A 19,252-nucleotide genomic window follows, 5' to 3' on the forward strand; every position below is an offset into this window, starting at 1 on the left:
ATCGGCGTACACCTGTGACGGGTATCTGCCTGGCCTGCGGGAACATCGTCTCGCACCATCGGGTTGGAGCAGTTGTCGGCTCTTCAAGCCGGTTTTCCCTACCGATGTCGGGGTGAGCCGCGAGCGGATGTCGGCAGTTGGAATGAGCTGTCCCGCCCCGCGGGACTAGCATGCGGAAGGACAGGGCGGGGACCGACCCCGAACTGCCCGACCGCTCTGAGGAGCGATAAACGATGTTCGAGAGGTTCACCGACCGCGCGCGGCGGGTTGTCGTCCTGGCTCAGGAAGAAGCCCGGATGCTCAACCACAACTACATCGGCACCGAGCACATCCTCCTGGGCTTGATCCACGAGGGTGAGGGTGTCGCCGCTAAGGCCCTGGAGAGCCTCGGGATTTCGCTCGAGGCTGTTCGCCAGCAGGTTGAGGAGATCATCGGTCAGGGGCAGCAGGCCCCGTCCGGCCACATCCCCTTCACCCCGCGGGCGAAGAAGGTCCTGGAGCTTTCGCTCCGAGAGGCCCTCCAGCTCGGCCACAACTACATCGGCACCGAGCACATCCTGCTCGGCCTGATCCGCGAGGGCGAGGGCGTCGCCGCCCAGGTCCTCGTGAAGCTGGGCGCCGATCTCAACCGAGTCAGGCAGCAGGTCATCCAGCTGCTCTCCGGGTACTCCGGAGGCGGCAAGGAGTCGGCCACCGCCGGCGGCCCGGCCGAGGGAACCCCCTCGACCTCGCTCGTCCTGGACCAGTTCGGCCGCAACCTCACGCAGGCCGCTCGCGAATCCAAGCTCGACCCGGTCATCGGGCGCGAGAAGGAGATCGAGCGGGTCATGCAGGTGCTCTCCCGCCGGACCAAGAACAACCCGGTCCTCATCGGCGAGCCCGGCGTCGGCAAGACCGCCGTCGTCGAGGGCCTGGCCCAGGCGATCGTCAAGGGCGAGGTCCCCGAGACCCTCAAGGACAAGCACCTCTACACGCTTGACCTCGGTGCCCTGGTCGCCGGTTCCCGATACCGCGGTGACTTCGAAGAGCGCCTCAAGAAGGTGCTGAAGGAGATCCGCACCCGCGGCGACATCATCCTGTTCATCGACGAGCTCCACACCCTCGTGGGTGCGGGCGCCGCCGAGGGCGCGATCGACGCCGCGAGCATTCTGAAGCCCATGCTGGCCCGTGGTGAGCTCCAGACCATCGGTGCCACGACGCTCGACGAGTACCGCAAGCACCTTGAGAAGGACGCGGCCCTTGAGCGCCGCTTCCAGCCGATCCAGGTGGCGGAGCCTTCCCTCCCCCACACGATCGAGATCCTCAAGGGCCTGCGCGACCGCTACGAGGCCCACCACCGCGTCTCCATCACGGACGAGGCCCTCGTGCAGGCGGCCACCCTGGCCGACCGGTACATCTCGGACCGCTTCCTCCCGGACAAGGCGATCGACCTGATCGACGAGGCCGGCTCCCGGATGCGCATCCGCCGGATGACCGCGCCGCCGGACCTCCGCGAGTTCGACGAGAAGATCGCGAACGTGCGTCGCGACAAGGAGTCGGCCATCGACTCCCAGGACTTCGAGAAGGCGGCTTCCCTCCGTGATTCGGAGAAGCAGCTGCTGGCGGCGAAGGCCAAGCGCGAGAAGGAATGGAAGGCCGGCGACATGGACGTCGTCGCCGAGGTCGACGGCGAGCTCATCGCCGAGGTCCTCGCGACCGCGACCGGCATTCCCGTCTTCAAGCTCACGGAGGAGGAGTCTTCCCGCCTCCTGCGCATGGAGGACGAGCTCCACCGTCGCGTCATCGGCCAGAAGGACGCCATCAAGGCGCTCTCCCAGGCCATCCGCCGTACCCGTGCGGGTCTGAAGGACCCGAAGCGTCCCGGTGGCTCGTTCATCTTCGCCGGTCCGTCCGGTGTCGGTAAGACCGAGCTCTCCAAGACGCTCGCCGAATTCCTCTTCGGCGACGAGGACGCGCTGATCTCCCTCGACATGTCGGAGTTCAGCGAGAAGCACACGGTTTCCCGCCTCTTCGGCTCGCCCCCCGGTTACGTGGGCTACGAAGAGGGCGGCCAGCTGACCGAGAAGGTCCGCCGGAAGCCGTTCTCCGTCGTCCTCTTCGACGAGGTCGAGAAGGCGCACCCGGATATCTTCAATTCCCTTCTCCAGATCCTGGAGGACGGCCGCCTGACCGACTCCCAGGGCCGGGTCGTGGACTTCAAGAACACGGTCATCATCATGACGACCAACCTGGGTACGCGGGACATCTCGAAGGGCTTCAACCTGGGCTTCGCGGCCCAGGGCGACACCAAGACCGGATACGACCGGATGAAGGCGAAGGTCAACGAAGAGCTCAAGCAGCACTTCCGGCCCGAGTTCCTCAACCGTGTCGACGACACGGTCGTCTTCCACCAGCTCACGCAGGAAGACATCATCCAGATCGTCGACCTGATGATCGCCAAGGTGGACGAGCGCCTCAAGGACCGCGACATGGGCATCGAGCTCAGCGGTGAGGCGAAGCAGCTCCTGGCCAAGCGCGGCTACGACCCGATCATGGGTGCGCGCCCGCTGCGCCGGACCATCCAGCGCGAGATCGAGGACATGCTGTCGGAGAAGATCCTCTTCGGCGAGCTGCGCCCCGGTCACATCGTGGTCGTCGGTGTGGAGGGTGAGGGCGAGGCCGCCAAGTTCACCTTCCGCGGCGAGGAGAAGTCGGCTCTGCCGGACCTCCCCCCGATCGAGGCGACGGGCTCCGGCCCGGACCTCTCCAAGGGCGCCTGAGCGCGCGCTGAGCGCCGGTCGCTCGTAGCGGTACAGAAGGGGCGGCCCCGGAACCGAAAGGCTCCGGGGCCGCCCCTTTTCGTGTGCCCCGGGGCTGTGCTCCAGCGGCGCCGGGGCTGCCGCACGGGCTCCCGAAGGGGCCTCCGCAGGGGCCTCCGCCGGTGACAAGCCGCACAGGACAAATCGGACCTACGAGGGCGTTTCGTAGATCAAGTGTCCGTTTTGTGCCACCCCTGGACCCAGTCGGGGCAAGGGTCAACAGGGTGGACGGCCCTTCGTCGGCTACGAGCTCCCGTAGTAATCGGGACGTTTGGGGAAGTCCGGGGACACGGGTTACCAAGGTTGGGCAAGCCCGGCATCCGCATCGGCGGAGCGCCGGGTCGCTTGTTGCCCCACACGTCCTTGTCCCCGGCCCCGGAGGTCACCACATGTTCGCGAAGCGCGTCAGCACCCGTCGTACCCGTACCGCCCTCGTCGCCACCGGTCTCGGTGTCACGCTGGCCCTCGGGGCGGGGACGACCGCCGCCTTCGCAGCCGAGGCTCCCGCTGCGGCCACCGCGAAGAAGGCCGAGAAGGCCAAGAAGTCGGCCCTGTGGGCCAAGCCGGTCGCCCGCTACACGCTCTCCGCCACCTTCGGCAAGGGCGGCACCATGTGGTCCCACAAGCACTCCGGCCAGGACTTCGCCGTTCCGGTCGGCACCCCGGTCCACGCCGCCAGCTCCGGTGTGATCGTCAAGGCCGGCCCCAACGGCGGCGGCGACGGCCCGGCGTACGGCAACGCCATCGTGGTCAAGCACGCCAACAACACGTACTCCCAGTACGCGCACCTCTCGAAGATCAAGGTCAACATCGGCCAGAAGGTCGCGAAGAACCAGCTGATCGCCCTGTCCGGCAACACCGGCAACTCCAGCGGTCCGCACCTGCACTTCGAGATCCGCACCACCGCCAACTACGGCTCGGCCGTCAACCCGGTCTCCTTCCTGCGGGGCGTCGGCCTCACGGTCTGACCGGCCTCTCAGCTGACCAGCCACGAGTGACTCGGCTTCACCGCCGAGTCCAGCTTGCCCTCCTGGTACGCGGCCACCTGCTCGTCCGACAGGGCGGTGTCGAAGACCCGCACCCGGTCCATGGACCCGGACCAGGAGCCGCTCCAGAGCCCGTGGTGGCGGGCCCGCCCCAGCTGGAACGGGCCGGGGCCCTGCCAGATCGCGGGAACCTGCTCGGCCTTGCCGGCCGGCTTCCCGTCCACGTAGAGCGCGATCGTCTTCTTCTCGGCGTCGTAGGTCGCCGTCAGCGTGGTCCGGTCCTTCTTCGGCGCCGGGCCGGCGGCGACGGTCACCGCGGTGGCCGCGGCCCCCTTGTCGCCCGTCTGTACGCGGAACATCCAGGTCAGCTTTCCGTTCACCTGGTCCCCGCCCAGCTCGAAGGTGAAGGACTCCCCGTCGCCCTGACTGACGGCGATGCGGGAGGTCTTCTCGGCGAGGTTGTACAGGCGGGCCGTGACCGTGAAGCTCTTGGTCGTGTCCACGACCCGCTCCGCGGCCTGGGCGTACGACTTCGAGTTCCCCCGCATCTTCACCTCGTGCCGCCCGCCGAGCGGCACCACCGAGGCGTCCTCGCCCATCCGCAGGCCGCTGCTGCCGCTCAGGTCGCGGATCACCGTCGGATCGCCCGCCACCAGCGCGGAGTTCTCCCCCGTCCCCGACGTGCCCGGCTTCGGCGAGCCCGAGGCGGTCGTGTCCGGCTTGTCGTCCTCCCCCTCCGTGCCGTATCCGGAGACCAGCAGGAACGCGCCGCCGCCGGCCAGCAGAGCCAGTACGGTCACCGCGCCGCCCCACGCCCACATCCGCTTGCGGCGGCGTTCCTTCGCCGCGCGCTCGCTGAGGGCCTCCCAGTCGGGCTCCGTGGACGAGGGGCCGGACAGGGGGAAGGGCTCGGGGAAAGCCTCGGGGAAGGCCTCGGGAGCCGCCGCCGCGGCCGGCGGGTCCTGGTAGGGGTTGGGTACGCCCTGCTGGGGCGGGTCCTGGTACGGGTTCGGCCCGGCCGTCTGCGGGTAGCCGTACCCGCCGGCGCCTATGGGAGGCCCGGGCGGGTACCCGTAGCCGGGTACCGGCGGGCCGGGCGGGTAGCCGTAGCCGCCGCTGCCGCCCTCGGGGGCGGGTTCGGGCTGCTCGTTGCTCGGGGGAGGAGTACCAAAGGACATGCCCGGATGCTAAATCACGCGGGAAGCCGGGCTTCCGGCAGCCACTGCCGCGCGGCCGCCGGGACGGCTGCCACGACGACCGCCAAGACGACCGCCACGACGGCCGTCGGCGCCGCCGCCGGTCATCCCGGCAGCTTGATGACCGGGAAGCTCCCCGTCGCCGTCGGCGCGTGCTCCGGCAGCCACAGCACCGCCACCGCCCCCGCCGCCTGGCCCTGGGACTCCCGGCCGCCGGGCGCCGCCACGTTGCGGAACGTCAGCCGGGCGCCCAGCACCCGCGCCTGCCCCTCCGCGATGGTCAGCCCGAGGCCGTGACCCACGCCCGCGCGGTCCGTCGACCCGGTGCGGAACCGGCTCGGCCCCTCGCGCAGCAGCGCCTCCGGGAAGCCCGGCCCGTGGTCCCGGACGCGGACGACCCGGCCCTCGATGTCGACCTGGACCGGCGCCCGACCGTACCGGGCGGCGTTGGCCAGCAGGTTCCCGAGGATCCGCTCCAGCCGGCGCGGGTCGGTGCTGACGATCTCGTCCGCGACCACCCGTACCGTCGCCTCCGGCATCAGCGAGCTCACCCGGCGGGTCACGAACTCGCCGAGCGCCACCTCCTGGAGCTCCGCGCGCTCGGAAGCGCTGTCCAGCCGAGCCACTTCCAGGACGTCCTCGACCAGCGCCCGCATCGCCTGCGCGCGGTCGCGCACCAGCTCGGTCGGCCGCCCCGGAGGCAGCAGTTCCGCCGCGGTGAGCAGCCCCGTCACCGGGGTCCGCAGCTCGTGCGCGATGTCCGCCGTCACCCGCCGCTCCGCCTCCAGGCGCTGCTGGAGGGCGTCGGCCATGGCGTCCACGGCCCGCGCGAGGTCGTCGGTCTCGTCCCGTACGACACCGCCGACCGCGTCCCGTACCCGGACGTCGGGATCTCCGTGCGCCACCCGCTGCGCGGCGGCCGCGGCCTTGCGCAGCCGGCGCGAGATCTGCCCGCCGATGAGCACGCCGAGCGCCGAGCCGCCGATGATGACGGCGAGCGAGCCGACCACCAGGGCCCGGTCGAGGTCGCGCATCACCTTCGCGTTCTCGACGAACTTCGAGTGCAGCGTCAGGATCTGCCCGTTGCCGAGGGGGACGGCGGCCCACACCTCGGGCAGCCCCTTCGGGTTGTCCTGCACGTAGGTGCCGAGGCGTCCGGACTCGGCCGTCCTGCGCAGCTGGCCGGGCACCTTGGGGTCGTTGATCGCGGCGGTCGCGGGCAGCTTGCGTCCGGCCTCGGCGTAGCGGGAGAGGAACTTCACGTTCTCCAGCTGGGAGTCACGGGCGCTCTCCAGCATCGACACCCGGGCAGCGCTGTGCACCACCAGGCTCAGCGCGACCGCGATGAGGGCGCCCACGGCGGCGATGGCGAGCGTGATCTTCCAGCGGATCCCGGTACGGAGGGTGACGCTCCTCATGCCTTGAGCTTGTATCCGAAGCCTCGGACCGTTTCGATCCGGTCCTGTCCGATCTTGGTGCGCAGCCGCTGGACGTGGACGTCCACGACACGGGTGTCGCCGCCCCAGTCGTAGTCCCAGACCCGCTCCAGCAGGCGGTCGCGCGACAGGACGGTGCCGGGCGCGGAGGAGAACTCCAGCAGCAGCCGCATCTCCGTGGGCGTCAGCGCGACCGGGGCACCGGCCTTGCGCACCTCCATGCCCTCGGTGTCGACCTCCAGCTCGCCGAAGGTGAGCACCCCGCGCTCGCCGTCCGCGTCGTCGTCGGCCCCGCCCCCGCCGTTCGGGCCGCCCGCGTGCCCGAAGCGGCGCAGCACGGCGCGGATCCGGGCGACGAGCACGGAGCCGTCGAAGGGCTTGGTGACGTAGTCGTCGGCGCCGGCCTCCAGGCCGAGCACGACGTCGATGGAGTCGGCGCGCGCCGACAGCATGATCACCGGGACGGTGGACTCGTCGCGGATCCGGCGGCACAGGCTGACGCCGTCCATGCCGGGGACCATCACGTCGAGCAGCGCGATGTCGGGCCGGTCGGCGCGGAAGGACTCCAGTCCGGACAGTCCGTCGGGCATGGCGGTGACGACGAACCCGTCGCGCTCCAGCGCCAGGGTCGTGGCTTCGCGGATGACGTCGTCGTCCTCCACAAACAGCACGTGGGTCTCGGCCATGCCCAGCCTCGCCTCGGTTCCTCGTCGGTTCTGTGTCGGTCAGTTCTTGTGCGTGACGGCCGGCGCGGGCTGGCCCCCGCCGTCCACGTTGCTGTATTCCGTGTATACGCGGTCCTGCTCGGTGAAACGCTCCCCGCTCCAGCGGTACGTGATCACGTCCTCGCCGGAGGGGTAGGCGACCGCGTCGGTCTTCGCGTAGACGGGTTTGGTGAGGACCAGGTCACCCCGGTCGATCTCCGCGTAGACGGGCGGCTGCTCGTCCGAGAAGACATTCTCGTACCTGCCGCCCTCTGACCTGTACACGTACGAGCCGCGGCCGAGGGCGTCGGCGCAGGACAGCACATTGACGACGATGTCGACGGCGTCGTTCCCGGTGACCTTCCCGTAGCTGACGTCGACCGGGTACTCCTTGCCCGTGCAGGGCTTGAGTTCCCGTTTGATGTCGGCGCTGACCTTGGGGTCGGCCTTGAGCAGCGCGACCGGGTCGACCTTCGTCACGGGCCGCCCCGAGGGCGAAGCCGCCCGCGCGGACTGGCCGGAGGAGGCGTGGGGCTCGGGGGCGGGCGGCGGGCCCGTCCTGGACACGGAGTCGGTGTGGGCGGGTCCCTCGTCCTTCAGTCCCGTCCCGCCGGTGGAACAGCCGGCAGCGAACAGCACTGTGCCGACGAGGACGACCGTCCCCGCCGACATCAGCACCAGCGAACCTCTGCCGCTCAGACTTTGGCCAGTCAGGCCGCGCACCGCTCCCGCCCCTCGTAACGGCTGGTGTGGTCACCGCGTTCGAGCGCGCGCATGTCCAGGTCCCGGCTCTCCAGCTCCTGCCGGAGACGGGCCAGTGCGCGGTGCAGGGTGCTCTTCACGGTTCCCGCCGACATGCCGAGCGCCGCGGCCGTCTCCTCGGTGCTCATCTGCTCCCAGTGTCGCAGCACCACCACACTGCGCTGCTTGGGCGCGAGAACCTTGAGGATGTCCATCAGCAGGGCGCGGTCGGCGCGCTGGTCGGAGCCGTCCTCGACGGAGGCGTCCGGGAGCTGCTCGGTGGGGACCTCTTCGAGCTTGCGGGCGCGCCACCACTCGGTCCGGGTGTTGATCATGACCCGGCGCAGGTAGGCGTCGGCGAGGGACTTGTCGGCTATGCCGTCCCAGCGTCCGTAGGTGCGCACCAGGGCCGTCTGCAGGAGGTCCTGGGCGTCGGTGGGGTCCGGGACGAGGCGCCGTGCGCTGCGCAGCAGCGCATCCTGCCGAGTGCGTACGTAGTCCTCGAATTCGAGTACCTCGCCGTGCGCCATCATCAGACCGCCTCCGTTCCGTCCAACCGCTCATCCGCTGTCTTGCGGACTTGAAGTTACGGAGGCGTTGTCACGGAGCTGTGCGGGTGAGCCTTCGGAGGACGCACGGACAGCCATAGGTTGTGTAACAGTGCCGTGAGCTGGGGTTTCACCCACACAACCGGAATGGTTGAGTCATGAACGTATCAGCTCTGCGGAAGCCGGTACATGCCCTGGGCCAGCGGCTCCACCAGCCCGTCCGAGACCAGCCCGTCCAGCGCCCGGGCCCGCTGTACGGGCTCGTCCCAGACGGTGTCGAGCACCGCCTGCGGAACCGGCCCGACCGCTTCCCGCAACACGGCGAGCAGCTTCCCGCGCACCTGCCGGTCCGTCCCCGCGTACGTCTGACCGCGCCGCGGCGGCCCGTCGTGAGCCGGCTTGCCCGCCAGCCGCCACGCGCACAGCCCGGCCACCGGGCAGCGCGCGCAGTCCGGGGACTTGGCCGTGCACACCAGGGCGCCCAGCTCCATGGAGGCCGCCGCCCAGCGCGCCGCGGTCTCCTCGTCCTCGGGCAGCAGCGCCCGGGCCAGGCGCCGTTCGGCGGCCGTGGTGGCGTTCGGCGGGTACTCGACTCCGGTGGCGGTACGGGCGAACACCCGCCGGACGTTGGTGTCGAGCACCGCGTGCCGCTGCCCGTAGGCGAAGGAGGCCACGGCGGCGGCCGTGTACTCGCCGATGCCGGGCAGGGAGAGCAACTGGGCGTGGTCCCGGGGGACGTCGCCGCCGTGCCGTTCCGTTATCGCGACGGCCGCCCCGTGCAGGCGCAGCGCCCGGCGCGGGTAGCCGAGCCGCCCCCAGGCCCGTACGGCCTCGCCGGGGGCCTCGGTGGCCAGGTCGGCGGGCCGGGGCCACCGGGCGAGCCACTGCTCGTACACCGGGAGCACCCGGCTGACCGGGGTCTGCTGGAGCATGAACTCGCTGACCATGACCCCCCAGGGGCCGGCCTCGGGGCGGCGCCAGGGCAGGTCGCGGGCGTGCTCGTCGAACCACGCGATCACGGGGGAGTGGAGCGCGTGGGAGACGTCGGGGGTGGCCGTCGTGACGGGGACGGTGGCGTGGGCGGGGGGTACGGGGGTCGCAGTCATGGCAGACGGCATCCTGACATGTTTTGGGGCCTCGCCGCCGGTCCCGGACCGGTGAACCAGACGGCGGCGCGGCCGCCGCCCGCCCGCGCGGCGGCGGTGATCGTACTGATCGGACCGGCGAGCCCGAGGACGAACACCGCGGCCAGCGACCCGCCCAGCAGCAGGCCGAGCGTCACGTCGTGCGGGTAGTGCACCCCGACGAACACGCGGGAGAAGGCCATCAGCAGTGCGAGCGGCACCGTCAGCAGCGCGAGCCGGCGGACGGCCAGGGCCAGCGCGACGGCGGCGGCGCCGGCGATCGCGGAGTGGTTGCTGGGGAACGACCAGTCCCCGAAGGCGGGGCACGGCACCAGCGGGACGGCCGCCCCGGCGACGGCCCGGCAGGGGCGCTCCTCGTCCACCACGGACTTCAGGGCCTCGGAGGCGACGTACGCGACGGCGGTGGCCAGCGGCGCGAGGACGGCGAGTGCGACGGCGCGGGGGCTCTCCTGCCGGCGGGAGCGCCACCACACGGATATGAAGAGGAGACCGAAGGCGAACAGCCCGAAGGTCGTCCACGCCTCGAACAGCGACTGCACCCATCCGGGTGTGGAGTGCGCGAAGTCGGTGATGTCGAGATAAAGGCGGGAACTGTCCATGGTCACCGAGCGTACTGATGTCCGATGAGGTACCGCATGCGGCTCTTGGCCGATTCCGGGCGGTCCGGTGTCCTCCCGCAGGATGATCATCGGCAAAACAAGCCGGATGTGCGGCATGGGGGGCGCGGATCGTGCCCCGGACTCTCGTAAGGTTCCGTTCGTGGGATCTCTGCGCAATCCGGTCGGGCCGCTCCCCTCCTCCATCTACTGGCGACGGAGGGCTGTGCTGGCTTCCGTCGTCGCGCTGCTCGCGCTCCTCGCCGTATGGACCGTCAGTTCCGGCGGGGGCAGGTCGAGTACGAACGGCAAGGGCGGCGCCGGCCGCGACCCGGTCAAGTCCATCACCCCGGGGCCGTCCGGTACGGGCCCGGCGATCAGCCAGGCCCCGGGCGGGCGCGGCGAGCCGAGCCCGGGCTCCGGCGCGGGCTCCGGCTCCGGCTCCGGTTCCGGTTCCGGTTCCGGCAAGAACGGTGAACCGGGCGGCGGTTCGACCATCGACCCGGGCACGGGCGGCGACGGCGCCGCCGATTCCGGGGACGCCTCGTCACCGGGCCGGCAGCTCCCGGCCGACTCCCCGCTGCCGACGTGCGCGCCGGCCTCCCTGCAGTGGGAGGTCAAGAGCGTGAAGAACGAGTACGAGGCGAACGAGAAGCCCCGGCTGGAACTGATCGCCCGCAACACCTCGGTCACGACCTGCAAGGTCGACCTCGGCCCGAAGCAGGCGGTCCTGACGATCCTCCAGGCGACGGGCAGCAAGGCCGTCTGGTCCTCGTCGGACTGCCCGACGGGCGCGGGGAACGTCTTCTTCCGGGTACCGGGGCAGGGCGAGACGAAGCGCTCCCTGGAATGGGACCGCAAGCCGAGCGCGGCCTCCCAGTGCCAGTCGCCTCCGGCGGACGCGGTGACCCCCGACACCTACGTGGTCGAGGTCAAGTCCCCCGGCATGCCGGTGGCCCGCACCTCGTTCGTCCTCAAGCAGGACTGACCCGGGGGCCGGCTTCCGGCCCCCACCCCGCCCCGGAGGGTCAGACGTAGCGTTCCAGGATCGAGGATTCCGCCAGGCGGGACAGGCCCTCGCGGACGCTGCGCGCGCGGGCCTCGCCGACGCCGTCCACGGTCTGGAGGTCGTCCACCGACGCCGCCAGCAGCTTCTGCAGGCCCCCGAAGTGCTCCACCAGCCGCTCGATGATGGCCCCGGGCAGCCGCGGCACCTTCGCCAGCAGCCGGTAGCCCCGCGGGGACACCGCCGAGTCCAGGGTCTCCGGTGAACCCGTGTACCCCAGCGCCTTCGCGACGATGGCCAGTTCCAGCAGCTCCGGATGCGTCAGCGCGTCCAGCGCCGGCAGCGCCTCGTCCACCGTCCGCGACCGCTTCGCCGTCGGCTCCGGCACGTAGTCGCGGATGACCAGCTCGCGTTCCTGCTCGATGCCCACCGTCAGCTCGTCCAGCTGGAGGGAGAGCAGTCGCCCGTCCGTGCCCAGCTCGACCACGTACTCCGCGATCTCCGTTGCGATCCGGCGAACCATTTCCAGCCGCTGCGCGACCGCCGTCACGTCGCGCACCGTGACCAGGTCCTCGATCTCCAGCGCGGACAGCGTCCCCGCGACCTCGTCGAGCCGCAGCTTGTACCGCTCCAGCGTCGCGAGCGCCTGGTTCGCCCGGGACAGGATCGCCCCCGACTCCTCCAGCACGCGCCGCTCACCGTCCACGTACAGCGCGATCAGCCGCATCGACTGGGAGACCGAGACGACGGGGAACCCGCACTGCTTCGAGACCCGGTCGGCGGTCCGGTGCCGCGTGCCCGTCTCCTCGGTCGGGATCGACGCGTCGGGGACGAGCTGCACCCCCGCCCGCAGGATCTTGGTGATGTCCTTGTCGATGATCAGCGCGCCGTCGAGCTTGCACAGCTCGCGCAGCCGCGTCGCGGTGAACTCCACGTCCAGCACGAAACCGCCGGTACACATCGCCTCGACGGACTTGTCCATCCCGAGGACGATCAGCCCGCCGGTGTTGCCGCGAACGATCCGTTCCAGGCCGTCACGCAGCGGCTGACCAGGTGCGACCGCGCTCAGCGAGGCACGCATCATGGCCTCCTGCTTGGAGCTCGCTCCCGACTTGCCGGATGCTGCTGCCCCGTCCTTGGCTGCCACTGCACTCCTCCGGTCGCGGGTTGCGCCGCCTGCGTACGGCCGGGCGGACCAGCACAAAGTCTACCGGCGCGCGCTGCGGCCCCGCCGTGGCTTGGGCGGCAAGGCCCCGGCGGGACCCCGTAGGGCCCCTCTGACCAGGGACTGCGCCCTCAGTTCGGGTCCCGCTCGGGGGCCTTGGCACGCGAACGCCCGCGCGGCAGCGCCCGTAGCGCGTCACCCATGTCGGCGACCTCGGTCACCTTCATCCCCGCCGGCACCTTGCCCGGATCCACCGGCACCAGCGCGTGCGTGAACCCCAGCCGGTGCGCCTCCGCGAGCCGCCGCTGTACGCCCGTCACCCGCCGCACCTCGCCCGCCAGGCCGACCTCCCCGATCGCGACCAGGTTCTTCGGCAGTGGGACGTCGCTCGCGGCCGAGGCCAGCGCGAGCGCGATCGCCAGGTCGGCCGCCGGCTCGGTCAGCTTCACCCCGCCCACGGTCGCGCTGTAGATGTCCCGCTTGCCGAGCGCGGTGATCCGGCCGCGCTGCTCCAGCACCGCCAGCATCATCGAGACCCGCGAGGTCTCCAGCCCGGAGGTGGTCCGCCGGGGCGAGGGGATCTGCGAATCCACCGTCAGCGCCTGCACCTCCGCGACCAGCGGACGCTTCCCCTCCAGCGTCACCGTCAGACAGGTGCCCGGCACCGCCTCGGCGCGCCGGGTCAGGAACAGCCCGCTCGGGTCGGCGAGCCCGGTGATCCCCTCGTCGTGGAGCTCGAAGCAGCCGACCTCGTCCGTCGCGCCGTACCGGTTCTTCACGCCGCGCACCAGGCGCAGCCGCGCGTGCCGGTCGCCCTCGAAGCTCAGCACGACATCCACCAGGTGCTCCAGCAGCCGGGGACCGGCGATCGCCCCGTCCTTGGTGACGTGGCCGACCAGCAGCGTGGCCATCCCGCGTTCCTTGGAGGCCCGGATCAGCGCCCCGGCGACCTCCCGCACCTGGGCCATGCCGCCCGGCGCCCCGTCGATCTCGGGGGAGGCCACCGTCTGTACGGAGTCCAGGATCAGCAGCGAGGGCTTCACCGCGTCGAGGTGTCCCAGCACCGCCGACAGGTCGGTCTCGGCGGCGAGGTAGAGGTGATCGCTCAGCGCGTTGATCCGGTCGGCCCGCAGCCGCACCTGGCTCGCCGACTCCTCACCCGTCACGTACAGGGTGCGGTGCGCGTCGCTGGCCGCCTTCGCCGCCACGTCCAGCAGCAGCGTCGACTTGCCGACGCCGGGCTCGCCCGCGAGCAGTACGACGGCCCCGGGCACGAGCCCGCCGCCGAGCACCCGGTCCAGCTCGTCCACACCGGTGCTGCGCGCGGTCGCGGTCCGGCCGTCGACCTGCGCGATCGGGAGCGCGGGCGCGGACACCCGCCCGGCCGCGGTGGTCCGTACGGCGGGCGCGCCGCCCATCTCCTCCACCGTCCCCCAGGCCTGGCACTCGGGGCAGCGCCCGAGCCACTTGGCGGTGGTGTACCCGCACTCGGTACAGCGGTAGGACGGCCGGTCCTTGGCGGATGAACGAGATGTACGGGCAGCCATGCGCCCACCGTAGCCGCCCCCACCGACAGCCCGGCCGGGGCCGTGACTCCGGCGGGGGGCGGGGCGTCAGGGCGGGTGTCAGCGGGGGCCCGATCTGTTCACCCGTAAGGGCTAAAAGTGCTGAAGGCTTCCGGGCCGTCAGGCGCGTGCGCCCTACGGTCACCCACGTGAGCAGCAGCAACCAGCAACACCCCGCCCCGCGCACCGGCGCACACCGGGCGCACGGGCGCACCTCCTCCGGGGCGGCCGCGGAGGAGCGGCCCCCGCCGCCGTTCCGGCACGAGCCCTACCTGGACGGCCTGTTCACGTACTGCCTGTCGGTCCTGTGCGATCACGACACCGCCACGGACGTGCTCGGCGACGTCCTGGCCGTGGCCGAGCGGTACCCCGGCCGGTGTCCCGACGAGAGCGACCGGCGGGCCTGGCTGTACGCCCTCGCCCGCTGGGCCTGCCTGCGCCGGCTCGCCGAACAGCGGCGCACCCGGCTGGGAGCGCATTCCGCCCGGCGCGCGCCGGAGCGCAAGGGGCGCGGGCGCACACCCGCCCAGCCGGCCCGTGCGGCGGGGCAGCATGCCACAACGGTCCCGCAGGACTCGCACGCCTCGTACTCCTCACACGCCACACAGGCCGCACACACCGCGGCCGCTGACCTCGACGGCCCCGACGCGTACGCCTACCGCCGCACCGAACTCGCCCGCCTCGCCTGGCCCGAGGCCGCCGGAACCACCCCCGAACAGCGCGAGGCCCTCGAACTCGCCGTCCGCCACCGCCTCGGCGTCCCCGAACTCGCCGCCGTCCTCGGCACCCCCCAGACCACCGCCCGCGAACTGCTGTCCGGCGCCGCCTGCGAGGTGGAGCGCACCCGCGCCGCCCTCGCCGTCGTCGAGACCGCCAGCTGCCCCACCGTGTCCCGGCTCACCGCCGAGGGCGGCGACGGACAGGTCCTGCTCTCCGCCACCCTGCGCGCCGAACTCGTCCGGCACGTCGACGACTGCCCGCGCTGCCGCCGCGTCGCCGAGCGCGTCGGGGCCGCCGCGCCGTGGCCCGGCTCCGGCGGCACCAACACCGCCGCGCTCCCACTGGTCCCCGCCCCGCGCACCGCCGTCCACGCCGCGATGCTGCGCTCCGGGCGGGGCCGCGGCCGGGGGCCGGGCCCCCGCTTCGACCGGACTGGCTTCCCGATGGACCCCAAGGACCGCGCGGCCCGCCGCGACCGGCTCCGGGCCCGGGCCGTGACCACCACCGTCGTCGCCACCGTCGTCGCCGCGCCCGTCCTCGCGCTCTGGGCGGCCTACCGGGGCGCCCCCGCCACCGGCGAATCCGTCGGGGTCGACGCCGCGACCCGGATCTCCGCGAGCGACGCCCAGATCCCGCCGACCGCCCCCGGGCGGCCCTTCGCCGCGTACGAGAACGCCGGGAACACCGTCCGCACCCCCGGCCGGCCCGCCTTCGTCACGGGCAGCGCCGAACCGGACGTCTCCGTCGAGGTGATCAGCGCCGGCCCGCCGGCCACCCCCGAGAGCAGCGGCCCGGGCGCCCCCGGCCGGCTCACCGTCACCGCGTACTCGCGCGGCGCCGTCACCTGGCTCACCCTCATCGCCTCCGGCGGCGCCCCGGTGGACTGGCGGCTCTGGTCCGACGCCCCGTGGCTGCGCGCCAGCGCCACCGCGGGCACGCTGGCCCCAGGAGAATCGGTCACCCTGCGCATCACCGTCGACCCGGACGGCCAGCCCGAGGGCGCCTGGAGCGCGCGCGTCGGCGTCGACCCCGGCGCCGCCGTGGTCTCCGTCAAGGGGCGCGGACGCCCGGCGCCGACGCCCGATCCGACCCCCACGCCGACACCGACCCCCACACCGGCCGACACGGGCGACCCGACGCCCACGCCGACACGGCCGCCCGACCCGACCCCCACGCCCACGCCCACCCCGACCCCGGACCCGCCAGGAGGAACGGTTTCCCCGGCCCCGGAGCAGCCGACCGGAGCACCGGCTCCGGGCCCGTAGCGCCCCGAGGCCGGCAGGGCCTAGGCCACCGGCGGGTCGGCCGGGTGCGGGGCCATCGGCAGCAGGGAGGCCAGCCGCGCCTCGCACAGCTTCACCAGCGCCTCGTACCCCTCCTTGCCCATCAGCTCCGTCAGCTCGGGGCGGTACGTCACGTACACCGGGTCACCGGCGCCGTGCGCCGAGGTGGCCGACGTGCACCACCAGTGCAGGTCGTGGCCGCCCGGACCCCAGCCCCGGCGGTCGTACTCGCCGATCGACACCTGGAGCACCCGGGTGTCGTCGGGCCGGTCGATCCATTCGTACGTGCGCCGCACCGGCAGCTGCCAGCAGACGTCCGGCTTGGTCTCCAGCGGCTCGCGGCCCTCGCGCAGCGCCAGGATGTGCAGCGAGCAGCCGGCCCCGGCGGGGAAACCGGGCCGGTTCTGGAAGATGCACGACCCCTCCCAGCGGCGGGTCTGCCGCTCGCCGTCGTCGTCCTTCTGCACCCAGCCCGAATCGGTGCCCACGTCGTGGAACTGCCACAGCTCGGGCGTCAGCCGCGCCACGTTCTCCGCGACGCGCTTCTCGTCGTCCTCGTCGGAGAAGTGCGCGCCGAGCGTGCAGCAGCCGTCGTCCGCCCGGCCGGCCTGGATGCCCTGGCAGCCGCTGCCGAAGATGCACGTCCAGCGGGATGTCAGCCAGGTGAGGTCGCAGCGGAAGACCTGTTCGTCATCCGCGGGGTCGGGGAACTCCACCCAGGCCCGCGGGAAGTCGATCCCCTTCTCGTCGGCCATGATCTTGACCTTCTTCGGGCTCTTGGACTTGTTGGCCTTCTTCGTATGTGGCACAAACCCAAGCCTAAGCGCCCCTTACGTCACCCATACTCCCGGCGCACAGTAGCGTTTCCCCGTATGAGACTCGGTGTCCTTGATGTGGGTTCGAACACGGTCCACCTGCTGGTGGTGGACGCACACCCCGGCGCGCGCCCGCTGCCGGCGCACTCGCACAAGGTGGAGCTGCGGCTGGCGGAGCTGCTCGACGAGCACGGCGCGGTCAGCCCCGAGGGCATAGACCGTCTCGTCGCGGTCATCGCGGGCGCGGCGCAGGCCGCGGAGGACAAGGGGTGCGAGGACGTCCTCCCCTTCGCGACCAGCGCCGTGCGCGAGGCCACCAACGCGGACGAGGTGCTGGCGCGGGTCCGCGCCGAGACCGGCATCGACCTGCCGATCCTGAGCGGCCCCGACGAGGCCCGCCTCACGTTCCTCGCGGTCCGCCGGTGGTTCGGGTGGTCGGCGGGGAAGCTGCTGGTCCTGGACATCGGCGGCGGCTCGCTGGAGATCGCCTACGGCATCGACGAGGAGCCGTACGCGGCCGCGTCGCTGCCGCTGGGCGCCGGGCGCCTCACCTCGGGCTGGCTGCCGGGCGACCCGCCGCAGGCCTCGGACGTACGGGCGCTGCGGCGGCACGTACGGGCGCAGATCGCGCGCACCGTCGGCGAGTTCAGCCGGTTCGGGGCGCCGGACCACGTGGTGGCGACGTCGAAGACGTTCAAGCAGCTGGCCCGGATCGCGGGCGCGGCCCGGTCGGCGGACGGCCTGTACGTCCAGCGGGACCTGACCCGCAAGTCCCTGGAGGAATGGGTCCCGCGCCTGGCGGCGATGACGACCGCCGAGCGGGCGGCGCTGCCGGGCGTCTCGGAGGGGCGCGCGTCACAGCTCCTGGCCGGGGCGCTCGTCGCGGAGGGCGCGATGGACCTGCTCGGCGTGGAGGAACTCGAAATCTGCCCCTGGGCACTGCGCGAGGGCGTCATCCTGCGCCGCCTGGACCACCTCCCCACCTGACCGGACCCGCCGCGCCCGCCACGGCCCCGGCCCGCAGCCCGGGGGCTCGGCCGGGCCATCCCCCGGCGGGCGGTCGGCGCGGGTGGGTAACCTGTCCCCCGTGCCCCCGCCCCACCGCGCCTCGACCCCGAAGGTCGCCCTGTCCACCGCCTCCGTCTATCCGGAGTCCACGGCGACCGCCTTCGAGATCGCCGCGCGCCTCGGCTACGACGGCGTCGAGGTGATGGTCTGGACGGATCCCGTCAGCCAGGACATCGACGCCCTGCGCCGGCTGTCCGACGACCACCACGTCCCGATACTCGCGATCCACGCGCCCTGCCTCCTCATCACCCAGCGCGTCTGGTCCACCGACCCCTGGACCAAACTCCAGCGCGCCCAGGCGGCCGCCGAGAAGCTCGGCGCGAGCACCGTCGTCGTGCACCCCCCGTTCCGCTGGCAGCGCGCCTACTCCCGGGACTTCGTCTCCGGCATCTGGCGCATGGCCGACGAGACCGACGTCCGGTTCGCCGTCGAGAACATGTACCCCTGGCGCTACCGCGACCGCGAGATGCTCGCGTACGCGCCCGAGTGGGACGTCACCAAGGACGACTACCGCCACTTCACGGTCGACCTCTCCCACACCGCGACCGCCCGCACCGATGCCACCGCGATGATCGACCGCATGGGCGGGCGCCTCGCGCACATCCACCTCGCCGACGGGAACGGCTCCGCGAAGGACGAGCACCTCGTCCCCGGCCGCGGCAGCCAGCCCTGCGCCGAGCTCCTGCACGGCCTCGCCGGCTCCTCCTTCGACGGCCACATCGTCATCGAGGTCAACACCCGCCGGGCCATGTCCGCCGCGGAGCGCGAGGCCGACCTCGCCGAGGCCCTCGCCTTCACCCGCCTCCACCTGGCCGGCGGCCGATGACCACGCCCCCGCCGTCGCCCAAGCCGCGCCGCGGCCCCGGCCGCCCCCGCGCCGACGAGGCCGCGCAGGGCCCCGGCGCCCAGGAGCGCATCCGCGTGGCCGCCCGCGCCGAGTTCGCCGCCCGCGGCTACGACAAGACCTCCGTACGCGGCATCGCGAAGGCCGCCGGCGTGGACCCGGCCCTGGTGCACCACTACTTCGGCAGCAAGGACGAGCTCTTCGCCGCCGCCATCGAGCTCAGCATGGAGCCCGCGCTCTTCGTCCCCGCGATCCTCGGCGCCGGCCCCGACGGCATCGGCGAGCGCCTGGCCCGCTACTTCCTGGGGATCTGGGAGAACCCGGTCAGCCGCGCCCCGCTGCTCGCCGTCATGCGCTCCGCCCTGACCCACGAGGCCGCGGCGAAGGTGCTGCGCGGCCTGATCCTGCGCCGGGTCCTGGAGCGCGTCGCCGCCGACCTCAACGTCCCGGAGCCGACGTTCCGCGCCGAGCTCGCCGCCTCGCACATGATCGGCATCGCGATGCTGCGCTACGTCGTCCAGGTCGAGCCGCTGGCGTCCGCCGATCCGGAGGAGATCGTGGCCCTGGTGGCCCCCACCCTCCAGCGGTACCTGACCGAGGAGTGAGCCCGCCGTCCCGGCATCCGGACAGCTTGTC

17 protein-coding genes are annotated in these 19,252 nt (G+C 72.4%); 7 read left to right on the forward strand and 10 right to left on the reverse strand.

Going from position 1 to position 19,252, the window contains the following annotated elements:
- Positions 1-233: 233 nt before the first annotated feature.
- Complete coding sequence (locus tag IE248_RS16135) at positions 234-2,759, forward strand: ATP-dependent Clp protease ATP-binding subunit (RefSeq protein WP_008743301.1); 2,526 nt, start codon at positions 234-236, stop codon at positions 2,757-2,759.
- A gap of 428 nt (positions 2,760-3,187) precedes the next feature.
- Positions 3,188-3,766 carry a M23 family metallopeptidase gene (locus IE248_RS16140; RefSeq protein WP_073774329.1) on the forward strand — a complete coding sequence of 193 codons (579 nt, stop codon included), beginning with the start codon at positions 3,188-3,190 and terminating at the stop codon, positions 3,764-3,766.
- Positions 3,767-3,774: 8 nt separating this feature from the next.
- Here the strand turns inward: IE248_RS16140 and IE248_RS16145 are convergent, their stop codons facing one another.
- The 7 genes from IE248_RS16145 to IE248_RS16175 all read right to left on the reverse strand — a co-directional run bounded on the left by IE248_RS16145 (position 3,775) and on the right by IE248_RS16175 (position 10,153).
- On the reverse strand, positions 3,775-4,962 hold the full coding sequence (locus IE248_RS16145) for a LamG domain-containing protein (protein ID WP_008743303.1): 1,188 nt from the start codon (positions 4,960-4,962) through the stop codon (positions 3,775-3,777).
- A 122-nt stretch (positions 4,963-5,084) separates the two neighbouring features.
- Positions 5,085-6,398: a two-component system sensor histidine kinase CseC gene (cseC, locus tag IE248_RS16150; protein ID WP_073797969.1), complete on the reverse strand. Its 1,314-nt coding sequence runs from the start codon at positions 6,396-6,398 to the stop codon at positions 5,085-5,087.
- Positions 6,395-7,102, reverse strand: a complete 708-nt coding sequence (gene cseB / locus IE248_RS16155; RefSeq protein ID WP_008743305.1) for a two-component system response regulator CseB — start codon at positions 7,100-7,102, stop codon at positions 6,395-6,397. Before cseB ends, cseC begins: the two co-directional genes overlap by 4 nt.
- A 39-nt stretch (positions 7,103-7,141) precedes the next feature.
- Positions 7,142-7,792 carry a hypothetical protein gene (locus IE248_RS16160; protein ID WP_008743306.1) on the reverse strand — a complete coding sequence of 217 codons (651 nt, stop codon included), beginning with the start codon at positions 7,790-7,792 and terminating at the stop codon, positions 7,142-7,144.
- A 38-nt stretch (positions 7,793-7,830) separates the two neighbouring features.
- A complete protein-coding gene (locus IE248_RS16165) occupies positions 7,831-8,391 on the reverse strand; it encodes a SigE family RNA polymerase sigma factor (protein ID WP_037794920.1) in 561 nt (186 codons plus the stop codon).
- A gap of 185 nt (positions 8,392-8,576) precedes the next feature.
- Positions 8,577-9,515, reverse strand: coding sequence for an iron-sulfur binding domain-containing protein (locus IE248_RS16170; protein WP_229895343.1), 939 nt, complete (start codon positions 9,513-9,515; stop codon positions 8,577-8,579).
- Entirely contained in the window at positions 9,512-10,153 is a 642-nt protein-coding gene (locus IE248_RS16175; RefSeq protein ID WP_047960648.1) for a phosphatase PAP2 family protein, read from the reverse strand. Before IE248_RS16175 ends, IE248_RS16170 begins: the two co-directional genes overlap by 4 nt.
- 223 nt (positions 10,154-10,376) lie before the next feature.
- On the opposite strand from IE248_RS16175, the gene IE248_RS16180 reads away from it, so the two are divergent.
- A complete protein-coding gene (locus tag IE248_RS16180; RefSeq protein ID WP_308438151.1) occupies positions 10,377-11,138 on the forward strand; it encodes a hypothetical protein in 762 nt (253 codons plus the stop codon).
- 40 nt (positions 11,139-11,178) lie between these two features.
- Here the strand turns inward: IE248_RS16180 and disA are convergent, their stop codons facing one another.
- Both disA and radA read right to left on the reverse strand, forming a co-directional pair.
- Complete coding sequence (disA, locus tag IE248_RS16185; protein WP_008743311.1) at positions 11,179-12,303, reverse strand: DNA integrity scanning diadenylate cyclase DisA; 1,125 nt, start codon at positions 12,301-12,303, stop codon at positions 11,179-11,181.
- Positions 12,304-12,452: 149 nt separating this feature from the next.
- A complete protein-coding gene (gene radA / locus IE248_RS16190) occupies positions 12,453-13,868 on the reverse strand; it encodes a DNA repair protein RadA (protein ID WP_073774337.1) in 1,416 nt (471 codons plus the stop codon).
- Positions 13,869-14,035: 167 nt separating this feature from the next.
- Here radA and IE248_RS16195 point away from each other — a divergent pair, with 167 nt between their 5' ends.
- Positions 14,036-15,871 (forward strand): BACON domain-containing protein, encoded by a 1,836-nt coding sequence (locus IE248_RS16195; protein WP_073797973.1) that lies wholly within the window; start codon positions 14,036-14,038, stop codon positions 15,869-15,871.
- 20 nt (positions 15,872-15,891) lie between these two features.
- Here the strand turns inward: IE248_RS16195 and IE248_RS16200 are convergent, their stop codons facing one another.
- Positions 15,892-16,698 (reverse strand): DUF3109 family protein, encoded by an 807-nt coding sequence (locus tag IE248_RS16200; RefSeq protein WP_008743314.1) that lies wholly within the window; start codon positions 16,696-16,698, stop codon positions 15,892-15,894.
- Positions 16,699-16,761: 63 nt separating this feature from the next.
- On the opposite strand from IE248_RS16200, the gene IE248_RS16205 reads away from it, so the two are divergent.
- From IE248_RS16205 to IE248_RS16215, 3 genes are all read left to right on the forward strand, one after another.
- Positions 16,762-17,691, forward strand: a complete 930-nt coding sequence (locus tag IE248_RS16205) for a Ppx/GppA family phosphatase (RefSeq protein WP_008743315.1) — start codon at positions 16,762-16,764, stop codon at positions 17,689-17,691.
- A 100-nt stretch (positions 17,692-17,791) separates the two neighbouring features.
- Positions 17,792-18,598 carry a sugar phosphate isomerase/epimerase family protein gene (locus IE248_RS16210; protein WP_037794906.1) on the forward strand — a complete coding sequence of 269 codons (807 nt, stop codon included), beginning with the start codon at positions 17,792-17,794 and terminating at the stop codon, positions 18,596-18,598.
- Positions 18,595-19,221 carry a TetR/AcrR family transcriptional regulator gene (locus IE248_RS16215; protein WP_190031018.1) on the forward strand — a complete coding sequence of 209 codons (627 nt, stop codon included), beginning with the start codon at positions 18,595-18,597 and terminating at the stop codon, positions 19,219-19,221. The genes IE248_RS16210 and IE248_RS16215 overlap by 4 nt, the downstream gene beginning before the upstream one ends.
- Positions 19,222-19,252 lie beyond the last annotated feature (31 nt).

This window comes from Streptomyces goshikiensis, from assembly GCF_014650555.1.
In the GTDB taxonomy this organism is placed as follows: domain Bacteria; phylum Actinomycetota; class Actinomycetes; order Streptomycetales; family Streptomycetaceae; genus Streptomyces; species Streptomyces goshikiensis.

Coding starts and splice junctions, on each gene's coding strand:
- radA (WP_073774337.1), bottom strand. CDS start 13,868: ATGGCTGCCCGTACATCTCGTTCATCCGCCAAGGACCGGCCGTCCTAC.
- IE248_RS16170 (WP_229895343.1), bottom strand. CDS start 9,515: ATGACTGCGACCCCCGTACCCCCCGCCCACGCCACCGTCCCCGTCACG.
- IE248_RS16145 (WP_008743303.1), bottom strand. CDS start 4,962: ATGTCCTTTGGTACTCCTCCCCCGAGCAACGAGCAGCCCGAACCCGCC.
- cseC (WP_073797969.1), bottom strand. CDS start 6,398: ATGAGGAGCGTCACCCTCCGTACCGGGATCCGCTGGAAGATCACGCTC.
- IE248_RS16135 (WP_008743301.1), top strand. CDS start 234: ATGTTCGAGAGGTTCACCGACCGCGCGCGGCGGGTTGTCGTCCTGGCT.
- IE248_RS16205 (WP_008743315.1), top strand. CDS start 16,762: ATGAGACTCGGTGTCCTTGATGTGGGTTCGAACACGGTCCACCTGCTG.
- IE248_RS16215 (WP_190031018.1), top strand. CDS start 18,595: ATGACCACGCCCCCGCCGTCGCCCAAGCCGCGCCGCGGCCCCGGCCGC.
- IE248_RS16140 (WP_073774329.1), top strand. CDS start 3,188: ATGTTCGCGAAGCGCGTCAGCACCCGTCGTACCCGTACCGCCCTCGTC.
- cseB (WP_008743305.1), bottom strand. CDS start 7,102: ATGGCCGAGACCCACGTGCTGTTTGTGGAGGACGACGACGTCATCCGC.
- IE248_RS16165 (WP_037794920.1), bottom strand. CDS start 8,391: ATGGCGCACGGCGAGGTACTCGAATTCGAGGACTACGTACGCACTCGG.
- IE248_RS16160 (WP_008743306.1), bottom strand. CDS start 7,792: ATGTCGGCGGGGACGGTCGTCCTCGTCGGCACAGTGCTGTTCGCTGCC.
- IE248_RS16175 (WP_047960648.1), bottom strand. CDS start 10,153: ATGGACAGTTCCCGCCTTTATCTCGACATCACCGACTTCGCGCACTCC.